At 34.7% G+C, this 15829-nt stretch carries 23 protein-coding genes; 9 read left to right on the top strand and 14 right to left on the bottom strand.

Annotated features, from left to right (window positions below; genetic code table 11):
• Positions 1-6: 6 nt before the first annotated feature.
• The 7 genes from ACWYN3_RS04325 to ACWYN3_RS04295 all read right to left on the bottom strand — a co-directional run bounded on the left by ACWYN3_RS04325 (position 7) and on the right by ACWYN3_RS04295 (position 6403).
• On the bottom strand, positions 7-1620 hold the full coding sequence (locus ACWYN3_RS04325; RefSeq protein ID WP_456220025.1) for a site-specific DNA-methyltransferase: 1614 nt from the start codon (positions 1618-1620) through the stop codon (positions 7-9).
• A gap of 159 nt (positions 1621-1779) precedes the next feature.
• The gene (locus ACWYN3_RS04320; protein ID WP_456220024.1) at positions 1780-3492 is read right to left on the bottom strand and encodes a DUF262 domain-containing protein; all 1713 of its coding nucleotides are present in this window, start codon (positions 3490-3492) and stop codon (positions 1780-1782) included.
• Between the two features lie 3 nt (positions 3493-3495).
• Positions 3496-3738: a hypothetical protein gene (locus ACWYN3_RS04315; RefSeq protein WP_456220023.1), complete on the bottom strand. Its 243-nt coding sequence runs from the start codon at positions 3736-3738 to the stop codon at positions 3496-3498.
• Positions 3725-4666 carry a hypothetical protein gene (locus ACWYN3_RS04310; protein WP_456220022.1) on the bottom strand — a complete coding sequence of 314 codons (942 nt, stop codon included), beginning with the start codon at positions 4664-4666 and terminating at the stop codon, positions 3725-3727. Before ACWYN3_RS04310 ends, ACWYN3_RS04315 begins: the two co-directional genes overlap by 14 nt.
• A gap of 14 nt (positions 4667-4680) precedes the next feature.
• The gene (locus ACWYN3_RS04305) at positions 4681-5076 is read right to left on the bottom strand and encodes a helicase-related protein (RefSeq protein WP_456222882.1); all 396 of its coding nucleotides are present in this window, start codon (positions 5074-5076) and stop codon (positions 4681-4683) included.
• Between the two features lie 137 nt (positions 5077-5213).
• Positions 5214-5711: a hypothetical protein gene (locus tag ACWYN3_RS04300; protein ID WP_456220021.1), complete on the bottom strand. Its 498-nt coding sequence runs from the start codon at positions 5709-5711 to the stop codon at positions 5214-5216.
• Positions 5684-6403, bottom strand: coding sequence for a DEAD/DEAH box helicase (locus ACWYN3_RS04295; protein WP_456220020.1), 720 nt, complete (start codon positions 6401-6403; stop codon positions 5684-5686). The genes ACWYN3_RS04300 and ACWYN3_RS04295 overlap by 28 nt, the downstream gene beginning before the upstream one ends.
• Positions 6404-6775: 372 nt before the next feature.
• Between ACWYN3_RS04295 and ACWYN3_RS04290 the strand changes: the two genes are divergently transcribed.
• Both ACWYN3_RS04290 and ACWYN3_RS04285 read left to right on the top strand, forming a co-directional pair.
• Positions 6776-7513, top strand: a complete 738-nt coding sequence (locus tag ACWYN3_RS04290; protein ID WP_456220019.1) for a hypothetical protein — start codon at positions 6776-6778, stop codon at positions 7511-7513.
• Positions 7513-8076: a hypothetical protein gene (locus ACWYN3_RS04285; protein WP_456220018.1), complete on the top strand. Its 564-nt coding sequence runs from the start codon at positions 7513-7515 to the stop codon at positions 8074-8076. The genes ACWYN3_RS04290 and ACWYN3_RS04285 overlap by 1 nt, the downstream gene beginning before the upstream one ends.
• A gap of 154 nt (positions 8077-8230) precedes the next feature.
• Here ACWYN3_RS04285 and ACWYN3_RS04280 read toward each other — a convergent pair whose 3' ends face one another.
• The 6 genes from ACWYN3_RS04280 to ACWYN3_RS04255 form a co-directional block, all read right to left on the bottom strand.
• Complete coding sequence (locus ACWYN3_RS04280) at positions 8231-8767, bottom strand: DUF6266 family protein (protein ID WP_456220017.1); 537 nt, start codon at positions 8765-8767, stop codon at positions 8231-8233.
• Positions 8768-8797: 30 nt separating this feature from the next.
• Positions 8798-9142: a hypothetical protein gene (locus ACWYN3_RS04275; protein WP_456220016.1), complete on the bottom strand. Its 345-nt coding sequence runs from the start codon at positions 9140-9142 to the stop codon at positions 8798-8800.
• 151 nt (positions 9143-9293) lie between these two features.
• A complete protein-coding gene (locus tag ACWYN3_RS04270) occupies positions 9294-9494 on the bottom strand; it encodes a hypothetical protein (protein ID WP_456220015.1) in 201 nt (66 codons plus the stop codon).
• On the bottom strand, positions 9476-9790 hold the full coding sequence (locus tag ACWYN3_RS04265; RefSeq protein ID WP_456220014.1) for a hypothetical protein: 315 nt from the start codon (positions 9788-9790) through the stop codon (positions 9476-9478). The genes ACWYN3_RS04270 and ACWYN3_RS04265 overlap by 19 nt, the downstream gene beginning before the upstream one ends.
• An 8-nt stretch (positions 9791-9798) precedes the next feature.
• Positions 9799-10194, bottom strand: coding sequence for a hypothetical protein (locus ACWYN3_RS04260; RefSeq protein ID WP_456220013.1), 396 nt, complete (start codon positions 10192-10194; stop codon positions 9799-9801).
• Between the two features lie 90 nt (positions 10195-10284).
• Positions 10285-10941: a DUF6266 family protein gene (locus ACWYN3_RS04255; protein WP_456220012.1), complete on the bottom strand. Its 657-nt coding sequence runs from the start codon at positions 10939-10941 to the stop codon at positions 10285-10287.
• 374 nt (positions 10942-11315) lie between these two features.
• On the opposite strand from ACWYN3_RS04255, the gene ACWYN3_RS04250 reads away from it, so the two are divergent.
• From ACWYN3_RS04250 to ACWYN3_RS04230, 5 genes are all read left to right on the top strand, one after another.
• On the top strand, positions 11316-11744 hold the full coding sequence (locus ACWYN3_RS04250) for a hypothetical protein (RefSeq protein ID WP_456220011.1): 429 nt from the start codon (positions 11316-11318) through the stop codon (positions 11742-11744).
• A gap of 2 nt (positions 11745-11746) precedes the next feature.
• The gene (locus ACWYN3_RS04245) at positions 11747-11896 is read left to right on the top strand and encodes a hypothetical protein (RefSeq protein ID WP_456220010.1); all 150 of its coding nucleotides are present in this window, start codon (positions 11747-11749) and stop codon (positions 11894-11896) included.
• Positions 11897-11928: 32 nt separating this feature from the next.
• Positions 11929-12297, top strand: a complete 369-nt coding sequence (locus ACWYN3_RS04240) for a hypothetical protein (protein WP_456220009.1) — start codon at positions 11929-11931, stop codon at positions 12295-12297.
• Complete coding sequence (locus ACWYN3_RS04235) at positions 12294-12665, top strand: hypothetical protein (protein WP_456220008.1); 372 nt, start codon at positions 12294-12296, stop codon at positions 12663-12665. The genes ACWYN3_RS04240 and ACWYN3_RS04235 overlap by 4 nt, the downstream gene beginning before the upstream one ends.
• Positions 12666-12825: 160 nt before the next feature.
• Positions 12826-13266: a SecDF P1 head subdomain-containing protein gene (locus ACWYN3_RS04230; protein ID WP_456220007.1), complete on the top strand. Its 441-nt coding sequence runs from the start codon at positions 12826-12828 to the stop codon at positions 13264-13266.
• 125 nt (positions 13267-13391) lie between these two features.
• Here the strand turns inward: ACWYN3_RS04230 and ACWYN3_RS04225 are convergent, their stop codons facing one another.
• The gene (locus ACWYN3_RS04225; protein ID WP_456220006.1) at positions 13392-13862 is read right to left on the bottom strand and encodes a helix-turn-helix domain-containing protein; all 471 of its coding nucleotides are present in this window, start codon (positions 13860-13862) and stop codon (positions 13392-13394) included.
• 40 nt (positions 13863-13902) lie between these two features.
• Between ACWYN3_RS04225 and ACWYN3_RS04220 the strand changes: the two genes are divergently transcribed.
• Both ACWYN3_RS04220 and ACWYN3_RS04215 read left to right on the top strand, forming a co-directional pair.
• Positions 13903-15273, top strand: coding sequence for an ISL3 family transposase (locus ACWYN3_RS04220; protein ID WP_456220005.1), 1371 nt, complete (start codon positions 13903-13905; stop codon positions 15271-15273).
• A 5-nt stretch (positions 15274-15278) separates the two neighbouring features.
• Positions 15279-15560: a transposase gene (locus ACWYN3_RS04215; protein WP_456220004.1), complete on the top strand. Its 282-nt coding sequence runs from the start codon at positions 15279-15281 to the stop codon at positions 15558-15560.
• Positions 15561-15829: the final 269 nt, after the last annotated feature.

The raw sequence follows: 15829 nt of genomic DNA, 5'->3' as shown, positions 1-15829 counted from the left end.
TAAGGTTTAAAATAAAGAAGTTTGGGGGGTATTTTTTTCTTGGCTATCTCTAATTTCCTGCACACTATGTATTGCATCAGTATCTTCGTTCAGAGTTTCTTCTTGATCTTCTTCTTTTGGTAAGTTTATTATGTTTAAGCTATAATCATCTTTATTAAACTCACAACGGTTTAACAACATTTGCGGTATCTTCTTAATGCTGATGTTGGGAAATTTACTTTTACATTCTTTTTGAAATGCTTTACAACAAATTAACAGGCTTTGCCCATCTTGCATTTCTGCTGCAATACTATCTAAAGCTTCTACTGTTAAAAATTGAGTAGAGGTGAAAATAAAATCATTTTCAGAGGAGTTACCTTGTTGCCAGAACTTATGCTCACTGGGCTGATAGGTAAAACCTTCTTGTTTTGCCATAGCTGCGGCCAGCATAGTTGGATTAAATTCTTTACTAATAACCCAATTGCCAAATTTATCTTTATTTAATAAACTTGGCGCAAGATTATAGAATTTAAAACCACCACCGCCCTGCCATTGAACTGCTTTACTGATACCTCTTTGTTCTCCTTCAATAACATTTTTAAGTCGTGTAAAGCAATGTGTTTTTGCATGTTCTCCTAGTTCGATTCCAATCCACTTTCTGTTCATTTTTGTCGCAACTGCTGCAGTTGAACCACTACCTAAAAAACTATCTAATACTATATCACCTTCGTTTGAAGCTAAATCGAAAATTCTTTGAATTAATTTTTCTGGTTTTTTTCCTTTTCTAAAATCAACTCCCCCTTCATTGTGTAAATCATTTGGAAGAACATCATCCCAAATATCAGTCAATGGCTCACTAAAACTTAACTCACCATCAATTACCTGAAGACGGTCTTTCACAAAAAGCATTAACTTGCCATTGTGAATAAAATAAGGTTTTTTGCCTTCTCTTTCTAAAACAAATGTAATTCCCTGATTTTGTTGAGACTCTTTTTTTAATTCAAGGGCAGCTTTACTAATACTTTTTTCGTCTAGTGTTGCAAATTGAATAATTCTTTCGCAATTTTCATAAACAAATTCGTCCACAACGTTTTCATAATTTTCACCAAACTGTTTTTTAAGAAGATTAGGTTTTACTCCAAATTTTAAACTCAAAGCATTTGCTAACGGTATAAAGCGCCATTTAGAGAATTGTTCATCAAAATTTTCAATAAATGTACCATATCTACTATCCCTATCTTTTTTTCTTGATAACCTATTCGGATTCCACTTTGATGCATCTTTTGAATAAACTAAGATAAATTCAGAAATATTAACTAGCCCAGGATTGATAACTTTTGCTCCAGTAACAGACCCTCTTTTAATAATGATTATATTCTTTCTATTTTTCCTTTGAAATATTTCATCCATCATTACTTGCAAATAAGCAACTTCGTTATTGTCAATTGAAACAAATATTGAACCATCAGTACTTAATAATTTATGAAGTAATTCCAATCTAGGTTTCATTAAACTCAACCAAAGAGAATGTTCTATCCCATCATCATAATGTTCAAAGGCATTACCGGTATTATATGGTGGATCTATATATATACATTTTACTTTACCGGCATAATTTTGTTCTAAAGATTTTAACGCCAAAAGATTATCTCCATGTATAAGTATGTTTTCTGTTTTGGTGTCACCGAAACTGTATTCAGGGTTTTCTATTAAAATACGAGGTTCTAACTTGGGCTCATCGCCTTTGCCAATCCAGGTAAGTTCTAGTTTTTGTAGTTTTTTTTTTTTTGCATTTATATATTAACTATAATGCTTAGTTACCTTATCTAATAAATCTTTATGTCGTTCTTGTAATAATGTTGGTGTCCATTCAGTATGTTTCATTACTCTAACAGAATTAGGAAATACACTTACAGATGCTGAAAAATAAGTTTCCTTTTTTTCAGCAAAATCTTTTCTACCCAATGAAGAATTTTTACTCCTTGATATTAAAAGCAAGTTTCCCAAATTATGGGTATTTTGATTTCTCTCATCATCAGTAAATATTTTAACCCATTGACTTTTGGCAGAAGGATTTTGAGGCAAAATATGCTCTACAGAAAGCTTTTCAAAATCAGGAAATACTGAATTTTGATCATGCATTAAGTATTCTAGTAATAACAAGATATATTTCCCAAATCGCCTTCTATACAATTGCGAGTTCACATTTACCTTAATTATCTCCAAAGAATAGTCAAAAACAAGTTGATCAGTCAATAATTCTTCACTATTTTTATACTTCTCTATTGCCTTCAATATATTTGCCATATTATTTATACGAGATGATGGGCCTAATTGCGAAATCCAATCTGCACTAAATTTATTTGCCAATTTCACTGTAAAAGGCAACAAATCTTGATGTTGGAACTTCTTATAATAAGCCAATATAGGTGGTATCCAATCATTAGATGGGAGGCCATACCACATAATCATTATCAAATTCTGAAATTTAATTGGAACTGTAGAAGGCAGGTCTTCCAGAAAGATCACCTTCTTATATATTTCAGCATAACTAAAAATAGCATCAAAAGTTTCCTTGCCTTTTTTTAATAACGGTGGCTTGGCTTTATATATTTTATCCTCAAATTCTTTAACAAGATTTTCCCTTGCTTTTTCTTTCACATAAATAGTTCTAAAAAAAGATAATAGGCGATTGAAATCCTCATTACCCATTGAACCCTCTAACTCTTCCCACTCTTCTGCCATCTTGACATCAACCTCAGTAACTTCACCAAGATTTAAAGATTTTATAATATCGGCATTTGTTAAGGGTACCCCTCTACTATTTAGGATAGTAAATAATCTAAAAGCGTCTTCTAATTCCTCTGAAGAAACATATATAACAATTACATTATTGAATAAATGCTTTGCAAACTTTTCTATTTCAGCCTGAGTTTTGGTGCCGAAATATTCATGAATACTTAAAATGCCACTAGACATATTTGAAATAGAAAGATTTTTTATCTCCATTTCAGCCTCTAATTCTTTACGTAATTGGGTTCCACCTTTTTCTTTAATATGTTTTTGAATAAAAGTTTCAACTTTATCCCGGATTTTATAAACCATCCTTAAACGCTCTGGTATTTGTTCAAATTCATCTTCTTGCTGATAAATGAAGTTTGAACAGCTTTTTACAAGCCCTTCTTTTTCTGCGATATCCCTAATAACTGCTAAAATCAGCAAAATTGTTGTCATTCTTTGTTGACCATCTAATAGATCATACTCATTAAATGTTATCTCATTTCCGTTTATAGAATCAACAATAGTTCGTTTTTGGAGGACTAATGATCCAAGGAAATATTCAGATTCTGAATTATTTTCTGCGGCATAGAAAATATCTTCCAAAAGCTCAGTAATATTATCAGTTTGCCAAACATAAGAACGTTGGTATTCAGGAATTCGAAACCAAAAATCTTTAAATATCTTTTGGATAGTTACTTTTTCACTTTCAATTTTGTGTTTAGTTGTTTTCACTTATTAAATCATCCTCCATTTAAATGTAAATAGTTCTTTTTGATCAATTTTCTGGCTAAGCATTTTTTCAATATTTATTAAAAGGTTTTCCTTTTTATTATCTATTTGGTCTTGAGCCACAAAAAGTGTTTGGCGTTTTTCGCTACGTTTTTTTTCTAACTCTTTAATCTGACGTTGGGCTTTAACTTTAGCATCTAAATTCAGCATTTTTTTAGCTTCTGCTTTACGAAGTTTAATTTTCGGCATCTAAGTCTTTTATTTCCCTATCCAAACTAATTTTCATATCGTCTGCCCATTGGTCTAGCTTATCCATTTCTACGTCAAAGAAATCTCTGTTTCGATTGGCATTTTCTGATAATACTCCTTGTTTTTCTTTAAAAATAAGTTCTTTGAAAGTATCTTCTATTTTGATAGGTATGGATACCGTACCGCCTTCCTTAGCATCTATAGAAAAGAATCTCGCCGCTGTCTTTCTATCTATCAGTTCTCCATTTTCTGTAAAGCAAGAAAGCAATAAATAATCTTCCTGCTCGAAAGAATTGATACTTAAAGTTTGAACCTGTAACCATCCTGATTGACCGATCAGATTTTGCAATAGTGTTATTTTAGTTGGGGTATTGCTATAATCAAAAACAACTTCCTTTACTGGCGTATTTTGTTCTTTACAAGCCTTTAAAATACGTTTTGCTAATTTATGGCCAATTCGATAAATATTTGTATCATCGGGTACATATATGTCTGATTTTCTCTTACCCTCTTCTGGTCGTAAAATCATGTATGGTCCTTGATGTATATTCTCGTCAGGAAATGGGTTTTGGTTTAAACTAAAGGAAAAATCGTCACTATTAAATGTCGCATTATCATTTAAATAGAATTGAGTAGTATCCCAAAGTTTTTGCTCAAATCTATTTAGGTTTGCTTTAGTTTCTGCAAAATTCACCCTTAATTTCTCTTTTACTTCTTCATCAAAATTTTCTAGAAGGGTAGTTCTTACAGCTTGTATTTTTTCCGATATCTCTGGTTGCAACTCTCTTTGTAAATCGTCAAAAGCTTGCTTTATGGTTTTCGTAGTACGACAGTTTTGATAGATTTGAGCAATACGTTTTTCAAAATCAACACCATTACCAATTGCGCCTAATATTTCATCACTAGAACCAAAAACTCCTTCGAACAATTGAAATTTTTGCTCTAATAATTCGTAAACTCTAATGTCTGCCGCATTTGCAAGGTTGAGGAAAATTCACAACTACACACATCAAACTTTTGACCGTAACGATGGCACCTACCTATTCTTTGTTCTATACGTTGAGGATTCCAGGGTAAATCAAAATTTACAACAAGTGAACAAAATTGAAGATTGATTCCTTCAGCGGCCGCTTCCGTTGCTACCATTATAGTTGCTTCTTCCTTGAAATAATCAACTATGGCTGCTCTTTTATCCGCAGTAGGCGAACCTGTTATTTTATCGGTGTCTTTATGTTCTTTCACCCATGTCTTATAAATCGCATTGGATTTATGATCATTGTTAGAACCATTAAATTGAACAACTTTATCTTTATAACCGCGAGCTTCTAGTAGATTGATTAAAAATTCTTGTGTTCTTCTTGATTCAGTAAATATTAAAGCTTTTTGATTTGCCTTTAATCGTTCTAGTTCTTTAAAACCTTTATTTAAAGCCTCAAAAAGTTTTTCGGCTTTACTGTTTTTGCTTATTACTTGAGCTAGTGTTCTAAACTTTTTTTTAGGTCTTCAATTTCTATCTTAATATCCTCTAAATCTTCATCAGAATAATTAATAATATCTATAATATCATCTTCTTCATCCTCTTCTTGCCATTCCTCCTCTTGTTCCTCTAAACTTTCGTAATCTGCTTGAACATCATCAAATAAATTTGGCGTATTACTAATTAAAATTTCTTCTAGCTTTATAACCAAGGTGTCTAAAGTACCATAGATGGCATAAGTTGATGATGCTAATAATTTTCGTAGTATCAAAGTCATTAATTGCCTTTGGCTAGATGGCAAGGCATATAATTTAGGTCTTTGTAAGTATTCAGAAACCCAATCATATAATTTTTGCTCGTCGTCTGATGGATAGAATTCTTCTCTTATTGCTTTTCTATTTGTATAATTTATATATTCTAACACCTGGCGGCGAAGTGTCCTTTTACAGATAGGTCGTAATCTATTTTTTAGTTCATCATAATCTTCTTCATCCAACTGTTTGCTGTATTGACTTTTAAACTTTTTAAATCGCCAAATATATAATCATCTATAATACTCACTAAACCATATAGCTCCAATATAGAATTTTGCAGTGGCGTAGCTGTAAGCAATACCTTTTTCCTGTCTGCTAATGCTTCCTTTATGGCATTACCAATTTTGTTAGATGCTTTATAAACATTTCTTAATCGATGTGCTTCATCTATAATCACTAAATCCCATTTTGTTTGTTCCAAATAAGGAGCCTTATTTTTCGCAAATTGATAAGAACAAATAATTATACTATCTTCTCTGTTAAAAGGATTTAAAAATCCTTCTTTTATTGATTGATTAAAAGATTTAGTTTCTAAGATTGTAGAAGAAAGAAAAAATTTGTCTGCTAGTTCCTGATTCCATTGCTTTCGCAAGTTGGACGGACATATAATTAACAATTTTCTTTTACGTTCCGCCCATTGCTGAGATAAAATTATACCCGCTTCAATTGTTTTGCCTAAACCAACTTCATCAGCTAAAACTGCTCCGTGAGATAAGGGGGACTGAAAAGCAAATAAAGCTGCCTCTACTTGGTGCGGATTTAAATCCACCTGCGCATCTTGTAACGAAGCGGTAAATTTACCTACATCATTAGAGGGTAATTGCCGAGTGAGTTCATGAGCAAAATATTTAGCATGATAAGAGGTTAACTTCATTCAGTCTTATATATGAAATGGTATTAAATCTTCTCACAACGAGAGATACCTGCTAAGGTAAATAATTAAAATGTAGTTTATAATTATTGATGATTATACCTAAAGATAATTCAATTTGAAATTTAAAGAAGATATGTTGCTGTCAATTGGAAAAATCATGAGTCAACTACTCATTTCACCAAAAATCAAAAAAATTTCCTCTTAGAATTCTAATAATTTACAAGAAATTTAGAATTGGGCAAATGGGTCAAACAAGCTCTTTTATCGCGCAGTAATTTAGATAAATGTTAATATCGTTTAAATATCTTAAGAAAAAGTGCTTATTATACATATATTTAAATATCGCAAACTAAAAAATCGGGTCAATTAATAATGGGAGCAGTAACGATTTATGGGAGATTTGGAAATACGGAGTCTAGACGAGGCAAAGAGGAAGAAACGCAGAGTCATAAAAATCTGGAACCAAAAGACAAAGCTGCTAAAGCTTATTTATTAACATGGGGTTTAACAAAAATGACAGATAACAATCTGTTAAACCTTGCATTTGAACCCTTGAATAATTCTGATTATGGACCTAAAATAAAAAATTATTTCATGACCAGACTTGGCCAGGTTAATGAGATGAAAATGGAAAGATGGGTTTCTGAATTTACTAATAAAAATGCCTTATTTGAGTCTATAGCAAGAGATATTAAAGCTAATCATACTATGTTTCATGATAGTAGAGGTGGAAGAATAGATGTATCAAAATCTATTGAATTAAATATGCCAAATTTTAGAGTTTCACCAACCAATTTATCAGAAATGATTGCTATTGGAGGGGTTCAGGGAAGGGAAATTAAAAATAACGTGATCAGAGAGAACTTTGAACAAAGTTCCCTTGACCGATACGGAAAAGGAACTAATAAACCACACACTGCTAATATTTCGTTAGAAGTGTTGATTAAAGATTGGTACGGAGTAGATGAATCTGATTTTACAAATTTTAGACCAGCAGCTTTGTTTGCAAGAAAACCACTGGCAGCTCTATGGGTATTGCAACATCAACGAGGTTATAAGCCATTTATTAATCTTTTTAAATACGAGCATAATCTTAAAGTGATATTCTAATGAAAAAAGTATTTATTTATTTATTGTTGTTAATAATATGCTTATTTGGATGTGAGAATAAAAAACCGGTCAACTTTGTTAAAGTTTACGATGGCCCTATTTCTGACAAAGAACCTGATACTGTAAAAAACAGAACCGCAATATCTGGTGCTTATTACGTTTTTAACTATAAAGACACCGATCTTAAGCAATTACTGAAGATATTGGATACCATCACTTTTGATACTAGTTACAGATATTATAGCTATAGATTTTTAAAATACAATTCAAGCTTACCTGATACAGCTAAATTAAAAAAAGCTCACGGTATGATTGATTTCACAAAACTGGATCTTGAATCTCCGGGTGAATCTAAATTTTATAAATATCAAATACTGGATTTCACTTACAATCGTCATTATTATAATGAAGGAAGACATTTCCCTAATGTGTATACCATCGAGTTTAATACCAAGGGGTCAATAAAGTCAGGTATTAAATACTACCTTAAAGACAGTTTAACTAAGAAATTACGCGAAATACCTATTGAGGTTCTATATCCACATATAAATAATCCTCATTAACCACAAAAAAAAGAGCATACAAAACCATTTTTTGTACGCTCTTCCCCCACCTACCCCTTCAAACTACTCATATAAACACTATCAGAAACATCTTTCCCCCTCCCATCAGTTAAAATTATCCACCCATGTAAAACATCCTTTCTGTTAAAATCAGTTAGTTGTAGCTCAACTCAACTTTCAAATCACTCCGTCTAGCCACATCTTTAAAACAGGACTCCTTATCCTTAGTTTCATTGTAAATAAAAACGACAACTGAATCCTGATCGTCTCCCCCGAAATTTTTCCAGCTCACCCGAATCTTCTTCTTTGTTTTGATTATCAATTCCGGATACCCTACAGATCCCAACTTGCCCCTGCTCAACGCTATACTTTCATAATTGATCCTGAGATCAGGATACTCTCCAACAATCCCCTCATTTAAAATCGCTCTGGCAATTATGTGCCTGGCCGTAAGTCCATCTTTTCTTTTCCTGAACAAATTACCAATACCAACCAGATCATTTAAACGTGCAACAAATAAACCCATTAAACGAAATTTCAAACGATATTTTTGCTGAGCTTCTGTAGGCGGTTTTAATGATTTCTTCCGTTCTGTCTTAATATTATTAAGTATTTTATATAAACTAGTCCTTTTATCACTTGCTTGATAAGCCGCTATTACGCCCGCTAATCCACCTTTTATAATTGCCATAATTTCAAATTTTAATGTAAAATTGATTTGTTAATTTTTGTATCTCCATAACCAGATACCTACTGCTAATAAACCTCCAAATACCCAAAGCCAGGAAACAGAACTCGCTTTAACCTTAGTTTTCTGATTCGAAACCACCTGATCACTTTGCTTGAACTTACCTTCCACCTTACTCATATCTCTTTCCTCAAGCTGAGCCATTCCCGAATAAGACAACCTGCTCCTGTTACTCCCACTAATCGAAACACTATCGGCCTCACCAATAAACCCTTTTTCCGCAGAAAATGTAAATACCCCTTTAGGCCAGAACTGAATCCTATAATCACGATCCATAGCATCTGAATAATGAACAAAGTCCGTCGATTTTCTAGTCACATCTTTCTTTTCAAAGAATGCCAAATCAGTTTTACTTTTATGACCCTGATTCGACTGCCCAGTCATGACCTTAGAACTCTTCAACAAACCACAACCACAAAAAGAAAACAGGAGTAAAACAGGAAAAAAATCAGCCAAAAACAACTCCCTTTCACGGTACCCGCCTTCCGTTTTTTTTCACCCAATCTGCCATTTGGTAAATAGTTTTCACATGTCTGCGTTTACGATAAACGCCATCCCCTTCACTGCTACCCTCACTATTTGTATTCCCTTCAACCGACAAACACCACTCACCATCTAATTTCTCAATCAGCCCCACATGAGCTATCCGTTTCAGTTTAGGAAAATACACCCCCCCAGTAAATTTCCCGGCAAAGCCGATCTTGCTAACCTTGAAGATGGAAAAAGAGCCGGAGTCCACCCTGTCCGGGGGGCGGCATAACCAGCTTTTTTAAAAACCCAGCTAATAAATGCCCCGCACCAGGGCAATCCTTTTTTAAGATCCACACTAGCCAGATATACTTCTACTCTTATCCCATCATTTTGACCAGTCTTCTCCCTAACCCCTATTTCCATCACAGCAAACTGAACTAATCGTAACCGTTCTTTCACCACCTCATCAACCGAAGCTACTGCTCGCCCAGACACATTCTGTACTAACAGATCGCGCTTAAGCAAACCGATGCTGCCAGTAATAGCAAAGCAAAAGATGCCCAGTAAAAGCTTAATTGTTGCCATAATGCCAAATTGTTAAACTGTGAAACCATTATTGAGAAAGAAGGAAGGCCAGACATTGCCCAAACCCGCTGTAATAACCACCAGCATAAACCTGCCACTAATAAAAAGCTGATTAAGCTTAATAAAATCAATAGCCAGATACTTTGATCAATGTTTCCTGCGGTTTCATCGATACCGCGCAGTAAAGGCGGAGCAAAACACCATATAAACAATAAAAACAGAAAAAGAAGATGCTGTTTTATCCCCTTAAATACCGGGGAATTAGAAAATGGGATTATAGGTAACCTGTATAACTTTATGTCTTTAGTTTCCATAACGTAATTCTTTAAAAAACATGAATAATAATTGAATTTGTTAAAAAGATCCCCCGAAGGATCTCATAATCAATCAGGGGATCTTTAAGATTACTCGATCACAGTTACCTTACCCAGATATTGAGTATGGGAAACGAACTTGCGATCTGCGGAGCCAAAGAAAACCCAGCCATGAACTTCGCCAAGGAATATTCTTGGCATAGTAATATCAAGTTCCAGTTTGCTTCTTAATGGACGCGGTGGATCAATCGTGATCATTTTATCTGCATGATAAAACACAACATAAGCGATATCCGTGTCCTGTGTCCTCTTCGAATTAAACACAGCAGGATTCTTCCAGGTAAATTTGAGTTTTGACTGAGGCAATGCTGTTAATACAAAACTCTCCATCCCATCAATATCGCCCTTAAACCCCGGCTCGCTAAGCTTTATATTTGCATAGTTCACTTTGTAGTTTGGATAAACACCAGTAATAGAATTAAGCAGATTATAGCTCATTGCGTCATTCATTTTTGTTGTTCCAATCTGCGGGTTCTGATATCCGATTGGAATATGTTCACTAAAGCGGCGTAAGAATTTCCCCATTAGTGTGAATTTGGAGCGGTAATCAAGCTGGATATCAGATCCCGGTTTTGAAGACGGTTTAGGCTTAGCCTTTCCAACATACTTGTTTTTCCATTTTGAAACCACTAACGATCCCATTTTCCCTGTAAAAGTGCCTATTAGGCCCTGTTCTAAAATTGCCATAAATTGAATTATTGAAATGTTAAAAAATCTGTTAATTCAAGTCGTTGCGTGCCGGCAAGCTTTTGGACTCGTTGAACGAATGTAGAATAGAAAAGGATAACAAACTAATAATCAGAGGCTGATGTCCGGCATTGTCCGGGATTGTCCGTAATTGTCCAGGTGTTTTAGAAATAAAAGTTAAATTATGAGTAATTTAACTGGCTATGAATACCTATCGCTTCCGTTTTAATAATAACCAAAAAAACTCAAGCCTTCTGTTTTGGTTTTTTACCACCCTGCTGACTATTCCATTAACAGCCGTTAATTTTTTACTGGCAGATTCAGATTCGCACCCGCTTTTCCCTGCATGGCTATTGCTGATCTTCTTCCCTTTAATGCTAGTATCGATTTACAGGCTGTTTAAGGTTTTCTTCGAAAGGCAGTCGACAGATATAGTATCACTAAGTGAAAAAGGCTTTACCAGCATTTGTTTCGGTTCGGCTTTATTTTCGGAAATACGCTCCATCCAGATTCCTGTTCGGGAAATAGCATTGTTAGGGGGATTACAGTACGACTTTTATAAACAAACCGATGTTGATACTCCAAATCTCCTATTTTCAATCACAATTGGTGATGGAAAAACGTTAAATTGGGTGTTGAATGAGTGGGGCGGGCTTTACAACTCAAAAGAAGACTTTTCAATTTTCTTTAACTTTCTCACAGAACTAACCGATCAGCTATATCAACTTTATCACGCTAATGAACCATATGACAGCTATTTAAAAATTCTTAACGAAAAAGGTTCCTGGGAAAAGGGAGGTTAATAATGAATTTTCACGATTTAACCTATCTGGAAATTATAGATGCACTAAGAAAAATAGATCCTGTGCATGAAATCATTATAGAAAATGAATCGATACACAGACAAATCATCGCCACTTCTCCAAGTCCAAAAACGTTAGTGGTAATTTTGTAAAACGGATCTGACCAGATAAACTACTGAGACTTATGAAACATCCAATATCATTTTTACTTTGCATCTTCGTATTGACATCTTGTAATTCAAATCTTTCCTCAGAAAAGGTAGAAGATATTGGATTAATAGGTGCAACTATCGAGATTACTCAAAAACCTACTGACGGAAAGGATAGTTGGATGACTATCAATTTATTTGATAAACATAGTAAAAGCATTAGGAACGATTCTATAAAAATAATAGTAAATGGTATTGAAACCGCACTACAACATCGTCAAGGCTTATATTATATTGATGAATCAAGGTATTATTCAGAAAATGCACCTACAAACCAAATCTATAATTTTGAAATAAAACTATCTAACGGAAAAAATATTTCCTTGGAAGTATTAACTCCTTGAGTGAAGAAAAAATTGAAAATATAGAATGTGCCGAACAAGGCGATTTGAATAAAAATACGGTTATCAAATGGAAAGAGTTAAAAAACATAAACGAACTTACAATTTATACATCAACTTTATTAAAAACACCAAATAGCAATGACAAGAACTATTCAAGCAAGGATGTTATAGTAAAACAAATAAGTAGTAAAGGGGAATATACAATATCGAAATCTGAATATTTCGATCCGAAATGGACAGTTAGTGGTTTTGAATTAAAATTTACGGCAACAAGGTTTGGGAAAATGAACCCTAAACTTATTGAAGGAAGTAAAATATCGATTTCAACATTAATCGAAAAAAATATTAACCTTGAAAAAATAGAATAAAAACTTCTGCCAACAAAGCTTTTGCACTTCCTTTGCCCATACGTTACGAAAAGACAAACTATGAAAACTACAACGACTTTAATTCTATCGATGTTGCTATATATTAACGGCTTGTTTTGACAGTGAATCAACTGGCAGACAAACAAAACCCGAAGATAGATTGATCAGTGACCCTGAGCACCACATAAAAGATAACCCCGAAATTGCGCAACAAAAAGGCACAACTCTCTATACAGGTTGGTATTATGTTGTCGATAGCGGTAAAGGCATTAAACGGCAATTGGATAAATCGAAGGAGATCTATTTTATTGACAGGCATCCAATTGTTACACCCATCAACCTTTCAATTGAAGAAAACAATGTGGGTGGCGCAGAATATTATCGGTTGTTTATGCAACTTGACGGACCAGGTTCAAAACTTTGGGCTGTTGCAACAAAGAAGGCAATCGGAAAACAACTTGCATTCATTCTTGACAACCGACTTCTATATGTCGCACCGGTATTTGCACAAATCCTAAATGGCATGACAGTAATAAATCGGACCAACTATTCAAACGAAGAATTTGAAAACTTCAAAACAATCATCAAAAGTGAGCGATAAGCCCAGGCTCTCTACGAATACTGACAGAACCCAAAAATAAACGCTATCCTAAACATCTATCCCCTTCCTGGATATTCTGGACGATGCTGGTTCTTCGTCACTTTTGGTGAAAGTTTATTAAATAATTACACTTTTAAAACTAGTCCAGATCTTTTTTTAAAGGCGATTCCCGCTTTTTCTAGAAGATTGTATATCTGTGCTTTTTGATATTCCAAGCCGTATTCCTTCTTGATCCATTGCGCCAATAGCGGTCCTGTCCATTTTTCTGATTGAAAGCCGTATTTCTCCGGAGCTTCTTTTAGCACCAGTTCTTTAATCCTGTCTAACTGTTCATCTGATAGTGCACTACGTCTGCCACGTCCCTTTCTATCTTTTAGGCCTTCAATTCCCTCTTGTTCAAATCTATGTACCCAATTGGTTATTTGCTTGAAACTTATATTATGAAGTTCAGATAGCTTCCTACTTGAATGACCTAAAGCAACTAGGTATACCAAATATAACCTTATTACACCTACAGTGTAAGCGTCATTTGTATTTAATAGTTTCTTTATCTCTCCAGCTTCCGATCGCTGAACTTTTAATACAGATTTTCCCACTATATTTTTCTTTTAATAAAGACAAATATAAGTATAATATATGTGTAATTTTATAATATACTATTGTCTTATGATATCACAGTTTATCCTTCCTTCTAATTTACAGCTAAAAGCTGAAACAATCTATTCAGAACCAGGAGTACTTTATATTCATACTTCTGTTTGTCAAAAATATTCGGCTTGTCCCATTTGTGGCAAAACAAGCAATAGAATCCATAGCAGGTATTCCAGAACCCTTTTAGATCTACCTATTTCCGGACACATGGCCAAAGTTAAGCTCAAAGCGAGGAAATACTTTTGTGATAATGCGGTATGCCCGAGAAAAGTATTTACTGAACGCTTCGATTGTGAAATCAGACCTTACTACAGAAGAATGGTTCGTTCGAATGACCTTCTTAAGCGGATGGCACTTGAGCTGGGTGGAAATACAGGTGCTGCAATCAGTCGCTATGTTGGCGTACCTGTTAGCCCAACCACTATATTGCGTGTGATCAAAAGGATTGAGATCCAGCCTAAGGCATTAACATCTGGTATAATCGGCGTAGATGACTGGGCATTCAAAAAAGGAAAGACTTACGGAACTGTTATTGTTGATCTAGAAAGAAAAGAAGTAATAGACTTGCTGCCTGACCGAGAGTCAGGTACTCTTGCAGAATGGCTCAGGAAGCATCCGGAAATAAAAATAGTTTCGAGAGACCGGTACGGTCCATACGCTTTAGGCGTGAAAACTGGCGCACCTGCTGCCAGCCAGGTTGCAGACCGCTTTCATTTGCTGATGAACCTTGGAGAAGCAACCAAGAGGATCTTTCAATCAAAAGGAAAAGAATTGAGGGAAATATTTACCCTTTATAATGATCCGAAAAGAGGAACTTCTACACCAGTTGAACTTGAACAACCAGCTCCAGGTACGCTGGAAATTACAGAACCGAACGTCTCAACCGCTAATATTAGCGTTGACAGGCTACATAAGTTCGAGAAAGTTAAAGAGCTACGCAGCAATGGTGTTGCTATAAAGCAAATTGCTAGAACCACAAAACTGGCACGAGGAACGGTCAGGAAGTACATACTCATGGAACAGCTTGGGAAAAGACAATCCAGGACTTCAACCAATCTGGAAGCTTTCCTAGATTTTCTTTTGCAGGAACATAATAGGAATAAAACGTACCGGGAACTGCATAAAACCATAATGCAGATGGGATTTAACGGAAAGTACACGCAGTTTTGCGCTAAGATGAATGATCTTTATAACACCCAATCGCTCCCTCGATTAAAACCTCTTTATCCGGTGCCGATTAAGACTTGGTCGCCTACCAGGCTGTCTCTGATGCTATATATGGAACCAGACCAGCTTAAGGGAAATGATGACAAAGACTTTTTGAAATTACTATTTGAAAAACTACCACAGATATAAAACAAATGGAGCAACTGGTAAAAGGCTTTAAACATCTCTTTGTTGCCAAGGAGGATGGAATGCTGAAAAAATGGATTGAGGAGGCGCTAAAATCTGAGTGTGGACTGAAGAACTTTGCCAAAAATCTAATGAAGGACTACGAGGCGGTAAATAATGCAGTGATAACAACTATAAGTAACGGACAAGTTGAAGGACAGGTAAACCGAATCAAAAACATCAAAAGAAAAATGTACGGCAGGGCAGGCTTTCAGTTGTTGAGAAAAATGGTTCTCACAAAGTCAGCATAATTCACCAAAAGTGACGAAGAACCAGTATCGCCAGAATATCCACCCTTCCCATCAGTTAAAATTATCCAGCTGCGTAAAACATCCTTTCTGTTAAAATCAGTTAGTTAAAGATTTACTTTTAAATCAGTCCGTTTAGCAAAATTTATAAAACATGACTCCTTGTCCTTCCATTCCTTTTGCAATCCAGAAATTTGATAGTTCAAGAACTCATTTCTTTTAATAAAAACCAAATCTCCAGTATTTTCAATTGGGATAATAAAATTATCGAT

Source organism: Pedobacter sp. NJ-S-72, assembly GCF_053890575.1.
The sequence above is the reverse complement of the archived record's forward strand: the minus strand, read 5'-3'. Positions and strand labels throughout refer to the sequence as shown.